At 35.2% G+C, this 15,039-nt stretch carries 14 protein-coding genes; 6 read left to right on the forward strand and 8 right to left on the reverse strand.

Annotated features, from left to right (window positions below; translation table 11 throughout):
• Positions 1 to 104: 104 nt before the first annotated feature.
• Positions 105 to 1,289 carry a cytochrome-c peroxidase gene (locus C8C84_RS11165; protein WP_121313722.1) on the reverse strand — a complete coding sequence of 395 codons (1,185 nt, stop codon included), beginning with the start codon at positions 1,287 to 1,289 and terminating at the stop codon, positions 105 to 107.
• 140 nt (positions 1,290 to 1,429) lie between these two features.
• Between C8C84_RS11165 and fabG the strand changes: the two genes are divergently transcribed.
• Both fabG and C8C84_RS11175 read left to right on the forward strand, forming a co-directional pair.
• Entirely contained in the window at positions 1,430 to 2,176 is a 747-nt protein-coding gene (fabG, locus tag C8C84_RS11170) for a 3-oxoacyl-[acyl-carrier-protein] reductase (protein WP_121313723.1), read from the forward strand.
• Positions 2,177 to 2,260: 84 nt separating this feature from the next.
• A complete protein-coding gene (locus tag C8C84_RS11175) occupies positions 2,261 to 4,288 on the forward strand; it encodes a hypothetical protein (RefSeq protein ID WP_121313724.1) in 2,028 nt (675 codons plus the stop codon).
• Here the strand turns inward: C8C84_RS11175 and C8C84_RS11180 are convergent.
• The 4 genes from C8C84_RS11180 to C8C84_RS11195 form a co-directional block, all read right to left on the reverse strand.
• A complete protein-coding gene (locus C8C84_RS11180; RefSeq protein ID WP_121313725.1) occupies positions 4,280 to 4,663 on the reverse strand; it encodes a DUF2809 domain-containing protein in 384 nt (127 codons plus the stop codon). The two genes, C8C84_RS11175 and C8C84_RS11180, sit on opposite strands and share 9 nt — an antisense overlap.
• 3 nt (positions 4,664 to 4,666) lie before the next feature.
• On the reverse strand, positions 4,667 to 5,398 hold the full coding sequence (locus tag C8C84_RS11185) for a YoaK family protein (protein WP_121313726.1): 732 nt from the start codon (positions 5,396 to 5,398) through the stop codon (positions 4,667 to 4,669).
• A gap of 46 nt (positions 5,399 to 5,444) precedes the next feature.
• Complete coding sequence (locus C8C84_RS11190; protein ID WP_199717150.1) at positions 5,445 to 6,764, reverse strand: serine hydrolase; 1,320 nt, start codon at positions 6,762 to 6,764, stop codon at positions 5,445 to 5,447.
• Between the two features lie 355 nt (positions 6,765 to 7,119).
• Positions 7,120 to 9,210 (reverse strand): LTA synthase family protein, encoded by a 2,091-nt coding sequence (locus C8C84_RS11195; RefSeq protein ID WP_121313727.1) that lies wholly within the window; start codon positions 9,208 to 9,210, stop codon positions 7,120 to 7,122.
• 158 nt (positions 9,211 to 9,368) lie between these two features.
• Between C8C84_RS11195 and C8C84_RS11200 the strand changes: the two genes are divergently transcribed.
• The 4 genes from C8C84_RS11200 to C8C84_RS11215 are packed head-to-tail and all read left to right on the forward strand — an operon-like array spanning position 9,369 to position 12,436.
• Positions 9,369 to 9,803 (forward strand): thioredoxin family protein, encoded by a 435-nt coding sequence (locus C8C84_RS11200; protein ID WP_121313728.1) that lies wholly within the window; start codon positions 9,369 to 9,371, stop codon positions 9,801 to 9,803.
• Positions 9,804 to 9,805: 2 nt separating this feature from the next.
• Complete coding sequence (locus C8C84_RS11205; RefSeq protein ID WP_121313729.1) at positions 9,806 to 10,795, forward strand: FAD:protein FMN transferase; 990 nt, start codon at positions 9,806 to 9,808, stop codon at positions 10,793 to 10,795.
• A complete protein-coding gene (locus C8C84_RS11210) occupies positions 10,788 to 10,997 on the forward strand; it encodes a DUF4266 domain-containing protein (protein WP_199717152.1) in 210 nt (69 codons plus the stop codon). The genes C8C84_RS11205 and C8C84_RS11210 overlap by 8 nt, the downstream gene beginning before the upstream one ends.
• Before the next feature lie 8 nt (positions 10,998 to 11,005).
• Positions 11,006 to 12,436: a DUF3570 domain-containing protein gene (locus tag C8C84_RS11215; protein WP_121313730.1), complete on the forward strand. Its 1,431-nt coding sequence runs from the start codon at positions 11,006 to 11,008 to the stop codon at positions 12,434 to 12,436.
• A gap of 563 nt (positions 12,437 to 12,999) precedes the next feature.
• Here the strand turns inward: C8C84_RS11215 and C8C84_RS11220 are convergent.
• The 3 genes from C8C84_RS11220 to C8C84_RS11230 form a co-directional block, all read right to left on the reverse strand.
• Positions 13,000 to 13,458, reverse strand: a complete 459-nt coding sequence (locus C8C84_RS11220) for a hypothetical protein (RefSeq protein ID WP_121313731.1) — start codon at positions 13,456 to 13,458, stop codon at positions 13,000 to 13,002.
• Positions 13,459 to 13,516: 58 nt separating this feature from the next.
• Positions 13,517 to 14,239 (reverse strand): hypothetical protein, encoded by a 723-nt coding sequence (locus tag C8C84_RS11225; protein ID WP_121313732.1) that lies wholly within the window; start codon positions 14,237 to 14,239, stop codon positions 13,517 to 13,519.
• A 172-nt stretch (positions 14,240 to 14,411) separates the two neighbouring features.
• Complete coding sequence (locus C8C84_RS11230; RefSeq protein WP_121313733.1) at positions 14,412 to 15,014, reverse strand: hypothetical protein; 603 nt, start codon at positions 15,012 to 15,014, stop codon at positions 14,412 to 14,414.
• Positions 15,015 to 15,039: the final 25 nt, after the last annotated feature.

Here is a 15,039-nt window from a genome sequence, read left to right on the forward strand (position 1 = left end):
TCCTTTTAAATAAAAAAAAACCGCCTCATTTAACTAACGAGGCGGTTTTTTTGTTTGTTAACCGTAGAGACGCGATTAATCGCGTCTCTACAACAAATGGTGTTTTAATTCGGAAACGGATTGGCCCATTTTGGGTCAACATACACATTAGTTCCCGATAATGTTCGAAGAAAAGCAATAACCGCATTGACTTCGGGTGCTGTTAAATGCAATTGTTGTCCAAAACCATTGGGTCTTAATTTTACATCTAAATTAGTATTGCCCGGCGCTAAGTTGATTGCACCATAATGACCAATTGCCGCCTGTAAAGTGGTAATAACTCCGGTATGCATCATCGGTCCGTTAGTAGTTCCGTCAAGTTTTACTAAGTCACGCAATGAAGGTGCTCTAGTGTTGGTTATGTCAATTCCTGTGCCGTTAATGGTGCCAATGATACCATTGTTTCCGGTGTTTGGATTAATATCAAACTCTGGTGCCGCATGACAACCGGCACAACCCAAACCACCGGATGTTCTGTTACCGGTAGCATCAAAAACCGGTGGTGATAAAAATAAATTTTTTCCTTGATTCTCTTGATTGGTAAAGTTTGGAAAAGGTTGACCGTCATTAGCCACTTGTGCTCTGCCAATATCGTATTTACTATCAAAAGACTGGATGCTTCTGATGAATTGGGCTAAAGCCAATTGGATTTTGTTTTCAGTAATTTCTTCAGAGCCATACACAAACTGAAACAATTCTTTGTAATAACCGATGTTGCTGAGTTTTGTGATTAAACCACTAAAAGGTTCGTCGCCATTGGTGCCGCTAAAACCCATTTCTCCATGGTCTTTTATAGGCATCGTGGTTTGAGTTTCTAAATTAATCGCACGTTCATCCCAAAAGAATTTTACTTCATTAGCAAAACGTGTATTGATTAAACGCATCGAATGTCTGCCGGTAGTTCCGTTTACACCGTTGCTGGCAATATTTGAATCTCCAAAAGCATTGGCTTGTTGGTGACAACTCGAACAAGAAATGGTATTGTTAGAAGACAGATTCTTGTCATAAAACAAAACCCTTCCCAAAGTAGCGCCTTTATCAGTAATTGAATTTCCGGCGGTGTTGTCTTTGGTAATATAGTTTGGAATGACTTGATTGGCGTAATTAGAGAGGTTTTCCGGACTGATGTTACTCCCAAAAGTAGCTCTAATATTGGCATAAGGATCAATCTCTTCATAATTTGAACTATCGTCACTTCCGCAAGAATAGGTAAGAGGTAGAATCAGTAATAGTATAATCTTTTTGAACATAAAAATTGGTTTTGGTTGGTGAGTTACCTTCTAAGACTGCATAAATTTTAAAAGGTTTAAAAGTGGTGTAATCTTTTCCAACCTATAAAATATTCCTATATTTGAACTTTCATTAAAACAAACAAACTAATTTTTATAGTATGAAATTATTAGAAGGAAAAGTAGCCATTATCACCGGCGCGAGTAGAGGAATCGGAAGCGGTATCGCTAAAGTTTTTGCACAACACGGAGCCAATGTGGCTTTTACTTATAGTTCTTCTGCCGAAAGTGCTTTGGCATTGGAAAACGAATTAATCGCTTTGGGAATCAAAGCCAAAGGATACAAATCAAACGCAGCTGATTTCAATGAAGCGCAAAAATTAGTGGATGATGTCATGGCCGATTTTGGAAACGTTGACGTGTTAATCAACAACGCCGGAATCACCAAAGACAATCTTTTAATGCGTATGAGCGAAGAGGATTTTGATAAAGTAATTGAAATCAACTTGAAGTCGGTATTCAATATGACCAAAGCTGTTCAGAAAATCATGTTAAAAAACCGCAAAGGTTCTATCGTCAACATGAGTTCGGTTGTTGGTGTAAAAGGAAATGCAGGTCAAGCCAATTATGCCGCGTCAAAAGCCGGTATGATTGGGTTTACAAAATCGGTAGCTTTAGAATTAGGTTCGAGAAATATACGTTGTAATGCGATTGCTCCGGGATTTATTGAAACCGAAATGACAGCCAAATTAAACGATGATGTTGTACAAGGTTGGAGAGATTCTATCCCGTTAAGACGTGGCGGAAGTCCGGAAGATGTAGCAAATGCATGTTTGTTCTTTGCTTCGGATATGAGTGGTTACGTTTCGGGACAAGTGTTGAATGTTTGCGGAGGAATGCTTACTTAAAAAGAGTAGGCAGTGCTCAGTTATTAGTTGGCAGAAAACCAATCAACTGAACACTTATTACTGAACACTGATCACTTAAAATATATGACCACAAACACTGTTTTACTAATATTGCTTTCTTTAGGAATAGCGTTAGCTGTGTCATTCTACCAATATTTATATAAGGTCAAAAGCAGGTCGAAAGTGACTTTGCTTTTGGCTTTTTTGCGTTTCTTTAGCGTGTTCGGATTATTACTTTTGCTGATTAATCCGATTATCACGCGAAAAACTGTAGAAACAGTAAAAACGCCTTTGCCGATTGTGATTGACAATTCAGCTTCGATGGCAGATTTGAAATCGGATAAAGTTGCGATGGAATTGTTTGAAAAACTAAAAGACAATTCGGCTTTAAATGATAAGTTTGAAGTACAGACCTATCAGTTTGATGAAGACTTTTTACCTTCGGACACCATTGATTTTAAAGGCACACAATCGAATGTAGATGTCGTAGCGAAAAGCTTGAAAAACATCTATAAAAACCAAACGTTTCCAACTGTTTTAATCTCTGACGGAAACCAAACTTCGGGTGAAGATTATGTTTTCGGGTTTAATCCTTTGAACAAAGTTTATCCATTGGTAGTAGGTGATACGACTACTTATTTGGACTTAAAAGTGACTCAGCTCAACGTCAACAAATACGCTTTTCACAAGAACAAATATCCTGTTGAAGTGTTTCTGAATTATTCGGGAACCAAAAGTATCAATGCTTCATTTAAAATTACCCAAGGGAATTCGGTGTTAAATGAGCAAACGGTAGCTTTTTCGCCTTCAAAGAAATCAGCAACCTTTAATGTTTTATTACCGGCGAACAATGTTGGATTACAAATTCTGAAAGCAACTATTTCTTCTAAAGAACAAGAAAAAAATACGTATAACAACACGAAAAACTTTGCCGTTGAAGTCATTGATCAAAAGACAGAAGTCGCTTTGATTGCAGATATTGCACATCCCGATTTAGGAGCGATAAAACGTGCCATTGAAACTAATGCACAACGAAAAGCAACAATACTTAAACCAAATCAAATCAGCAGTTTAGAAAATTATAATATTTTAATTCTGTACCAACCAACGGTCGCTTTTAAATCGGTTTTTGATAAGAATGCCAATGCCAAAATCAACTCGTGGATTATCACCGGAAACGATACCGATTTCAACTTTTTAAACCAAAATCAAACGCAGTTTGTATTTAAAATGAGTTCGCAGAAAGAAGATTATTTGGCATCTTATGATTCCCAATTTAATCTGTTTGCACTAGACAATATTGGTTTCGAACAATTTCCGCCTTTGGAAAATCCGTTTGGAACAATTACTGCGAAAGGAAACACCAATACACTATTATCTTCTACAATTCGTAATATCGCAACCAATCAGCCGTTATTGACTTTCAATGAAGAACAAGGTAAACGTTCGGCTTATTTATTCGGAGAGAATATTTGGAAATGGCGCGCGGATAATTATTTGACCAAAAAGGACTTTGTAGACTTCGATATTTTCTTGGACAAAACCATTCAATATTTGGCGTCCAACAATGCCCGAAAGTCTTTAGTAGTGAATCACGAGCGTTTTTACAATTCTGACGAAGGCATTGAAATCACAGCCCAATATTTCAACAAAAACTATGAGCTAGACGAAAAAGCCAGATTAACCATTGCCGTTACCAATACTAAAACAAAGCAAGTCAAAAACTATGATTTACTTAGAACCACGAATGCTTTTCAAGTTAACCTTGATGGATTAGTTGCCGGAAATTATAAGTTTACCGTAAAAGAATTGAATTCTAATTCTTCGTATTCAAGCGGTTTTGAAGTCTTGGATTTTGATATCGAAAAACAATTTGTCAATCCGGATTGGAACAAGTTGAACCAATTGGCTACCCAAACGCAAGGGAAAGCTTATTTGCCAAATCAAATCGATGCGCTGATCAAGCAACTGTCAGAAGACGAAAGTTACAAAGCCATTCAGAAAACCATCGTTAAGAAATCGCCTTTGGTAGATTGGGTTTGGTTACTCGTTTTATTAGCGATATCACTTGCCGCAGAATGGTTTATTAGAAAGTATAACGGTTTATTGTAGTGATTTGTCTTTTCTAAAAATCCTTTCAGAAACAATTACTATTACAATTCCGGCTATGTAAGCCAAAATGTCTTCCCAAGCAAAGGAAGTTCCAATAACAGTTCGTGCCAACCTATTATTTTGAAGACCTAAAACTTCAATTATGGTAAAATATTGTAATGTTTCTACCAAAAAAGCAAATAATAGAACGGCGATAGCAGCTTTGGTTACTGATATCTTGAGAAACGATTTCACAAAGCAATAAATCAAGATTACGACCAAAACATCCCCAAAATATGGTCGGATAAAATTGTCGTGAACAAATAAAGCGATGCATACTTCAATGACAAAAAGTAAAATGGTCAGTAGCAAATAGGTTCTGTTAAAATGCAGCATAAATTATAATTCAAATGATTTTCGGGTAATAACAAAAAACTTCAATCGAAGATAATCATAAAAGAGTGCTATAACCAATACTATTGAGGCAATTAACAAGGTTTTTATTTGAAGATAACTATACGCATATCCGCCCACGACACAACCGATAAAAAAGAAAGTAATGATGGATAACCTCAGATAAATGTTGGTTTTCAACTTAGTTTGCTGTTCCGGCTTTTTATAGAAGAACAATTGCGAAAGTTCGATACCTAAATCGGTGAACAAACCTGTTAAATGAGTAGTTCTCACCGTTGATTGAGATACTTTGGTCACCAATGAATTTTGAATACCCATGGCAAAAAGCAATAGAAAAGCTTCTACTTTTCCATATAGATCATAAATACTTGATGCGCCAAAAAAAAATGCAACGCAGGACAGAATCGTAATTTCTAGAGCAATTGGAACTACATGAGCCAATTTTGGTCGCTTCTGTAAAACTAATTCCACAATGGTATTGGCGGTAAATGAACCCAATAAAAAGCAAAGTGTAAAAACCAAAAAAGTAATGGCGATGGCATAATCCTTACGCAGAATCTCTTCGGCAAAAAATGCGAAATGTCCGGTTACATTAGTGGTAAGCGTTTTTAACGATAAAACACCTGTAATATTCACGATACCGGCAACGAAAGATAATAATGTTGCTAATCGCAGATTATGAATAAAAGTTCGCGCATTGCCTTGGTGTCTAAACATAAATTAAAAGTACTTGCAGTTATAGTTTAGACGCTTTTCCATCGGATTAAAGTTTAAAAAAAATAAATTTTCCGCCACCTTGTTCTAAAGTCATTTGTTTATCGGCGACGTTAAACTTTAACTTAATTCCGGCTTGTACAAATTCAAAAACATCTGTTTCGGTAGCTTCTAAAGGAAATTCACCTTGTCCTGTAGCTTGCGCAAAAAGTTTGTTGCCCTTTTTAGTAACGCTAATTTTCATTACCAATTCCTGACTGTTGTAGTTTCCTAAATATTTGTCCAGGTCTTCCGAACTCAATTCAACCGCTTTAAAGGTTGGAATCTCAAACGGAATTTGGTAGTAATTTTTCATCACAGCAAGCAAGATATCATTGTTTGGATAAACGCTACCGTTGGAAGTAATAGCAACCGACAACTTATTATCCGGGAAATAGGTGAGTACAGAAGTAAATCCGTCAATGCCACCGGTATGACCGTATCCTTTTTTATCATTAAAAGGGATTTCAAAAATGCCCATGCCATAATCTTCTTGAATGGTTTTCATTTGATCTAAACTCTTTGTCGTGATTACTTTTCCGGCAAAAAGGTTTTCAATGAAAATGGTCAAATCTGTTGGGTTAGAAACTATAGCACCGGCGCCCATTGGGATGGACATATCTGTTTCTTTCTCATGGTTCCAAGTTTCGGTGAATGAAAAGGAATAGCATTCGTTGTTGGCAAGATTGGTTTTGCTTCCCAAATATGTATTTTTCAATCCTAAAGGCTTTACAATTTTTTCAGACAAAATCTCTTTATAAGGCTTTTTATAAACTTTCTCCAAGATATAACTCAATAACACGTAGTTTGAATTACTATAATCTGCCTTACTGTTAGGTTCAAAAACACTTTTGCTTTTGGCTATGATAGCGACCATTTCAGCTTCGGTTTTGGGTTGGGTGTAATAGCTCATAAACTCACCGCTGTTGGTGAAGTTATAAATTCCGCTGCGGTGATTGAGTAAGTTACCAACAGTTATTTTATTGGCATTGGGAACCGAAGGAAAATAAACATCTATGGTTTTGTCTAAGGTAAGTTTGTTTTCTTCTACGGCTTTAAAAATCAAGCAAGAAGTAAACATTTTGGTGATGGAACCAATACGATATTTTGTAGCGGTTGTGACTTTTTGTTTTAAACCTATATCGACTTTACCAACTGCTTTGGTGTAAATTATTTTACCATTTTCACGTACCGCAATACTTCCCATATACTTGTTTTTGGCCTCCAGAACGGCAAACAAACTATCGAGTTTAACCGTATTGAGTTGTTGGGCAAAAGAAACGCTAACGAAAAATAAAAAGAGAATCCCAAGAGACCGTTTTTTAATCATGATGTGTGGTTTAGTTAGTGATATAAATTTATTGTAATGGCATATTATCTAAAGAGAAGTTACCATTTTATTCTATCATAAAGTAATAGATTGTACCCCAAACGGTTATAAAAAACAAACCGGGGTAAACTACTTTATACAAATTTTGCTTTAATTCCTTTTTTACAACCGTTATATATAAAACATAGAGTACAAAAAGTGCAATAAAAATAATAGGCATAAAAATTCTCATAACTAAATGATTTAATTAATTTACTCTTTTTTTGATGCCTCTAAGATAAGAATAAATTAAGAAATAGCAATGTTACCGATGAGGCATGATTTGACAAATGAATATACAGTTGGATTACAATCATTATTTTTGGAGTTGTTTGTTTTTTAACAAAAAGGCAGACGTTTGGTAGTAAGCAATGGTTTCTTTTACCAAATCCTCTCTCAAATGTAACATTGGTATTTCGTCATACTGTGATTGAAACTCTTCTTTTACATTGGGTTTTGCTTTTGAAATCAACTGGAATTGTTTTACCTTTTTAACTGGTGAAATGATAGTCAAAACATTATTCTTAATCATCCCTAAATCCTGATAAGTCGCCACAAATGCTCTTGGCTGGTAGGTTGGTTTAAATATGTCCTGACCATAAAATTTACTGTTGTAATTAAAATGGAGCAAACCAAATAGGGTAGGCATGATATCAATTTGAGACATTAAAGTATTGACATGTTCAGGTTGGATGAAACCCGGTGCATAAATCATAGCCGGTATTCTGTATTTGTCCAAAGGCAATTCGGTTTTACCGGAACTTGAGGCACAATGATCGGCTAGGATTACAAAAACAGTGTTTTTAAACCAAGGTTGTTTTTGGGCCATTGTAAAAAATTGCTTTAACGCATAATCGGTATATTTTACACCGCCGTCTCTGGATTTGGCCATTCCTGAAATATCAATTTTGCCTTCAGGATATGTAAATGGTCGGTGATTGCTCACGGTCATGATATGGTTAAAGAACGGTTTGTTTGCCTTGGCTTCGTTATTCATTTCTTTGATGGCTTTGTGGTACATGTCTTCGTCACATACACCCCAAATATTGGCAAAAGTAATTTCGTTAGGTTGGAAAGTTTTTTTGTCAATAACATCGTAACCATTGCCTCCAAAAAAATCGCCCATATTGTCAAAGAAGGCATCGCCACCATACATATACTTCACGGCATATCCCTTTTGTTTGAAGACACTACCGGTGGAGAATTTGTTTTTATTGTCTGTTCGTTTCACGACGCTTTCGGCGGCACTTGGCGGCAGACATAAAGTTACGGCTTCTAATCCGCGAACGGTTCTGTTGCCAACCGCATACAGATTGGTAAACTGTAAGCTCTTATCGGCTAACGAATCTAAGAATGGTGTGATGTGTTTCTTGTTGCCATATTCGGTCATAAAATCCTCGCTTAAACTTTCTACCGTAATCAACACTACATTTTTGTGAAGCTCAGTAGAATCAGCTTTGATGGTTCTGAGTGAACTTTCCCTATTAATTCCCTGTATTTGTTTTTGCAATAGCGCAAAAGCTTCGGCTTTCGGCATTGTTTTATAGAATTTATCGAATTCTAATTCGTTATTCATGAACGCAGTATAAAACTTAAACATGCCATTGGCTTGTAATTCATTGGTGTAAACATTAGGGCTATTTTCTTGTTTTGCCAATAACGGAATGGCTGTAAGTGATAGTATCACTAAGACAACATAAACTCCTAAACCTTTTACTTTTTCTTTAAAAGATGGTAAATGATTCAGAAAAGGTTGGGCACGTTTTACGATAAAATAAGTTAATAAAGCGGTTACTAATCCAACGCTTGCAAACAACGGCACTACCGGATAAGATTCCATAATGTTACCAATTACTGTATTCGTGTAGACTAAATAATCTACGGCGATGAAGTTGTAACGTACGCCAAATTCATTCCAAAAGAAAAACTCACTGATGGCGTTTTGAATTATCACCAACGTAAAAATGAACATCGTGATAAAAAACAACACCAATCGAATGGCTTTTCTGTGTTTTGGGAGGAATAACAACAACCCAAAAAAGATAGTTTTCAAGGCAATAAAACTTATTCCTATTTCCGGTAACGAACCGCCATATTCATTGAGAATGGTATTGAAAAACGAAACATACAACAACAGTAAAACCAAAGCGCCAAAAATAAGGTATCCATATTTCTCATACTTTACATTGGATAAAAACAATAAGTAAAGCCATAGAAAAGCACTGACGATTATAAATAGAAACACATCGGAAATGAATCCTAGAACAAAGATTTTAGTGATTTCTAGAGGTCCAAATGAAGATTGTGTAATGGGATGGAAAAGCAATATGATTCTTAGGATAACATTGACAATGATAAATAAGAAAAGTAAATTGATGAAAGGTGAGTACTTTTTAAAATAGTTCATATAACGAATTATAAATTGACTGATACAACTATAACCGATTAGTGTTTAAATACCCTATGCTATTTTTGATATTAAGGCAATACCGTTGTGATAAAAAAAATACTTTAAAAAGAAAGTAGGGTAAATGAATTTGAACTTGCTTTACATAAAAAGTCAACATGAAAAAAATATTTATAGCCTCGTTTTTATTCCTATCAATGGCTGGTTTTGCTCAAAACTGGACGACTAATTTTGAAGAAGCTAAAGCCACTGCAGAAAAGGAAAACAAAAAAATCTTATTGGTGTTCTCCGGCTCTGATTGGTGTGCGCCTTGTATTAAATTAGATAAAAACGTTTGGCAATCTGAAGTGTTTAAAGCTTATGCCAATGATCATCTTGTACTTCTTCGTGCCGATTTTCCGAAGAAAAAGAACAACGCTTTACCGGAAGATTTGAGAACCGCCAATTTGGCTTTAGCCGAAAAATACAATAAAGAAGGGTTTTTCCCCTTAGTAGCTGTTTTAGATAAAACCGGAAAAGTTATGGCTAAGAAAGGTTATGAAAGCCAAAGCGCAGACCAATTTGTAACCGAATTAAAAGCCATTATTAAATAAACATGAACAGATTACTATTTATATTGTTGCTAACTATTGGTTTCAGTGCCAATGCCCAACTGATTCACAAACGAAAAGTGAGTTTGCTTGGCAGTCCGTTTGAGATTACCGTAGTGGCTAATGATACCATACAAGCCCATCAATATGAAGATATGGCTATCGCTGAAGTCAAACGGATAGAAAATATTATCTCTGATTGGATTCCGACTACACCATTATCCCAAATTAATCAGAATGCCGGAAAGCAAGCGGTTAAAGTGCCTTTAGAACTGATAGAACTAATTGAACGTTCTATCAAAATATCGAAGCTTACAGATGGTGCTTTTGACATTAGTTATGCGTCAATGGACAGAATATGGAAGTTTGACGGCAGCATGAAGGAAATGCCAACACCGGAAGCCATCAAAAAATCGGTAGAGAAGGTTGGCTATGAAAATATCATCATTGATAAAGAAAAGCAAACCGTTTTCTTAAAACTCGAAGGGATGAAACTCGGCATGGGCGGCATTGGTCAAGGTTATATTGCCGATAAAGTCAAAGCCCATTTGATTGCTAAAGGTTGTACTGCCGGATTGGTGAATATCTCAGGTGACATTAGCACTTGGGGCAAACAACCTAATGGTGAACAATGGAAAGTAGGGATTAAGAATCCGATGAATAAAAACAAAATATTTGCTACGTTCCCGCTTGAAGATAAGGCGGTTGAAACTTCGGGCAGTTATGAAAAATATGTCACGTTTAACGGAAAACGCTATTCGCATATTATAGACACTCGAACAGGTTATCCTGCGACGGGTTTGATTAGTATTAGTGTTTTTGCCAATACCACTGAGTTGGCTGATGCCTTGGCAACCGGTGTATTTGTGATGGGCAAAGACGCCGGAATGAACTTGATTAACCAATTGCCGGGCATAGGCTGCATTATGGTTGACGAAGACGGTAAGATATCGACCTCAAATAATATAGATTTAAAAAAGTACCAACATGACTAAAGTATTTGGAATACTCGCTTTGTTTGTTTTCATGACTTCCTGCTCGCCGGTGAAAGAATATGAAAAGGAATACATAAACGACACTGAAATGAAATTATCGGCCAAAACCGCGGAACGCTATGAAGTGACTTTCCAAGTTTATCGAGAGGCTGCAGCTGGAGCCAATGGAGGAAAAACCGGTGGTGGTTGTGGTTGTAATTAATAAATAAAATGAAAAAGCACCTATTTCTATTAGCCTTATTGAGCAGTTACTGTTCTTTTTCACAAGAAAAAGACAGTACTGTTGTTTTTAAAAAGAGAGTTTTAGAGGCAACGGAAGTTGACTTCTTATTGAGTTATTACAAACAAGACGGTGTGCATTCTTCCGTTTCGGGTGGAATGGGTTCTGAGAAGTTGACCGATTTGGCTTCGAATATTATAGTCACCATGCCTATGAATGCCGATGATGTATTGACTATTGATGCGGGTTTGTCGGCTTATACATCGGCTTCTTCGAGTAATATTAATCCGTTTAATGATACCGGAGCTTCTGGTGGTGGTGATGACGATGATGATGACAAAGCCGGTTCTCCTTATGGAACGCCTTGGTTGGCTTCTTCGGGTGCATCGGCACAGGATGCTTTGACGAGTGTGAATGTGAACTACAGTCATAGTTCTGACGATAGAAACTTTATATGGAATGCGGATGTGTCTTTTTCTAATGAATTTGATTATACGTCTATCGGTTTTGGTGGTGGCGTTGCCAAACTTTTTAATGAGAAAAACACCGAATTGAGTTTGAAAGCCAATGTGTATCTTGACCAATGGCGACCGATATTGCCAACGGAACTGCATGAGTATGACCAGTATGGAAATTCATTTTTGAACAATGGGTATTTCAGTGGTATTACCATTTATGATCAGAACGGCGTGGCTTCTAACGGTTATTTGCCTTCGCAATTTGAAAACATTCAATCGGTGAATAGAAACTCATATTCGTTATCGTTTGGGTATTCACAAGTATTGACTAAAAAACTGCAAGCTTCTGTGTTCTTTGATGTTTTAAAACAACAGGGTTTGTTGTCAACTCCTTATCACCGTATTTATTTTGCGGATAAATCAAATTACTATGTTGGGCAAAGCCAATACATTCCGGTGTATGAAAGCCCGGAGAATGTAGGTGTGTATCGCTTAGCGGATGATATTGAGCGTTTGCCGAATACTCGTTTTAAATTGCCGATTGGTGCGCGTTTTAATTACTACATCAATGAACATTTTAAACTGAGAACTTACTATCGTTTCTATACCGATGATTGGGGTGTGCAGGCGCATACGGCTAATATAGAAGTGCCGATAAAGTTGAATGACCATTTCACGGTTTATCCGATGTATCGTTATTATACGCAAACAGAGTCGAAGTATTTTGCGCCGTTTGAAACGCATTTGTCTACAGAGAAATATTATACGTCTGATTATGATTTGTCAACTTTTAATGCAAGTCAGTATGGCGTAGGAGCAACGTACTTGGACATTTTTACCAAAGCTCATATTTGGAAGTTTGGACTTAAAAATGTTGATTTCCGATACAATCATTACCAACGCAGTGATACTTTGAGCGCGGATATTGTTAGTATGGCGTTTAAGTTTGTGATGGATAAATAGGAGTTAATTAAGAATTACGAATTGTTAATTGCGAATTATGAAAGTGATTTCAGAAAGGGTCGCGAAGTAGCTCAAAGATTCACTAAAGATAAAAAAAAGCATCCATTCTTTGGATGCTTTTTTGTTGGTGGTATTTGATGGTGAAAATGGAATAAGCTGTTTTGGTTTGGTACTTTTCCCAATTTGTACAGCATATTTTGAGGTGACTTTGTTACTTTTCGATGTTACTCAGGCACTTTTCGGGTTTTGTTAAGCACTTTTCGGGTTTCGTTCAGCACTTTTCGACTTTTGTCAGGCACTTTTAGGGTTTCGTTCAGCACTTTTCGATGTTTGTTAGGCACTTTTCGGGTTTTGTTAGGTCAATATCGTTGTTTGTTAAGCACTTTTCGGGTTTTGTTAAGTACTTTTTGATGTTTGTTAGGCACTTTTCGGGTTTCGTTCAGCACTTTTTGATGTTTGTTAAGTACTTTTCGGGTTTCGTTCAGTACTTTTTGGGTTTTGTTACTTGAGGGAATTAGAGGAAAATGCTGTTAACCGTTGCTTTTTTCTTTCTGTAACATTTTTTATTCCTTTTTTTTCAGAGTTATTATTGGTTTAAATCCTATTTCTTCACAAGCATAACAATTGTCTTTGTGCAATTGACGAAATTCGTCAAACTCTGTTCTGTATGTTTTAAAACCTTCTTTTTCAATTTCAAAATTCCCAAAGCACCAAGCAAAAGGTAAATCTAACGGAGTGTGTATCCATTCAATTCTTGATTTTTCCAGAAGTTCAAAATTTCCATTTTCATCAGTTTTTGTGGTCTGGGATTTATATTTTGTATAATCATAATAACCCTGTTTCTCATTTTTCGAACTCAACTCTTCTATTCGAGAGACAACGGCATCTTTTATTGAATTTCCCTTTTCGTCAATTACTTTTCCGGTTATTTTTGGAACATAGACTACCTTTTTGGGATGTATAAAAATTCCGAGAATTAGGAGTAGAAGAATTATTAGAAAGGTTTTTGTTGATTTTTTCATTGTTTGTGTCGTGCAGGAACGTAAGGCAATTGTTGTAAACTGCGGTTAGCGATAGGCGTTATTTTTTTATTGGAAACATATATTCAAGTTGAGATAAAGAACACGGTATATTTCCAACATTTTTTCCTTTAGCAAATTCCTCAAATATTAATTCTTTATTAATAAGTTTAGCAGAATAATCGGTATTTAAACCTAATGAATTCATTTCGTTAATATTTTCCAACATAGCTTCTTTATTTCCTAAAAAGTAATTGGAGTACATACTTACTCTGTAAAGCCTTTCTTTTTCATTTAAATCTTCGCACAAAGGAATATATTTGAAAGCTTCTGATTTTGCCAATTTAAAATCACCACAAAATAAATAGGTTGATATTCTATCCAGTTTAAGTAAAAATAAATTCGGATAATTTTCAATTAATTTATTTTGAATATTTAAAGCTCCTCGAAAATCTCCCATAAACATTAGTCCTTGTGATTTTAGATACAAAGCTTTGAAGTGTAATGAATCTTTAGACAAACATTTATCAAGAAGATTCATTATTTCAAACAGATTAGGTTTTGAAATGGTTTTTGAATGAGCTAATCTAAAATATAATTCTGCATTGTTTGGATATACAGTAATGAGAGAATCAAGCATTTCATTTGCTTTTTCATAATTGTTTTCACTTTGGAAACTTTCTATTTCCTTAAGTGATGAATTTAAGTCCTTAATTTGAGCTTTTCCCAAATTACAACTGGTTATAATTATGCAAACTAATAAAGTTTTTAAAATGGTTCTCATATTGAATTTTCCTGTTTTTTTTCCGTTTGCAGCTAACGTTCCGCAGATTGTGATAGTTTCGACGATTAATTACTGATGATTACAAATATAAAACTCCTTTTTGAGTTTTTAGAGAAAACTCGGGAAAATCCCGAGCCAAGCCATTGAAGCAAACCGCTGTTGTGGGAAGTATTTATTCAAATGTGGGTTTTAGAATTTTGTTACTAATTTTTAGAATTTTTTGCACCTCCGATTTTTCTGCAATGATAAAACCATAACCATCCCAATCAATATTAAAATATAAAACTTCATATCCTGCGACATTTAAGTCTTTATTTATGTTTAGTAACAATTGTTTTATGTATTTTCCATCTCTTTGTTCAATGTCTACAGATTTTTTTCTTAACTCTGTTGTGTTTTTAAAGTTTATTTTGTTTTCTATAATTTCTAAAATATATTCTTCAATTTCACCTTCATTTTCTTCACCTCTCCAATCTATATAAATTGTTTTATTTTTCCAATCGCCATATGAAAATAATAGTTCTGTTAAAGAACCATTATCTGAGTCAAATTCATAATCATCAATTAACATTTTAAAATCTTTTTTGAATTTTTTCTTATTATCTTTAAATAGATTAAAGCACGATGATATTTCATTATCATTTTTAGGATAAATAATTTTTCCAATTTCAAGATGTTGCTCAAAATCATTTCCTCCAAAAATTCCTTTAAAACTTGATAGTATTCCCATAATTAAAATTAAGTTAACATAAATTAATACTTTTAAACTTTTCATAATAGTTTCTAATTTTTACGATTTT

The sequence above is a fragment of the Flavobacterium sp. 102 genome (assembly GCF_003634615.1).
GTDB lineage: Bacteria > Bacteroidota > Bacteroidia > Flavobacteriales > Flavobacteriaceae > Flavobacterium.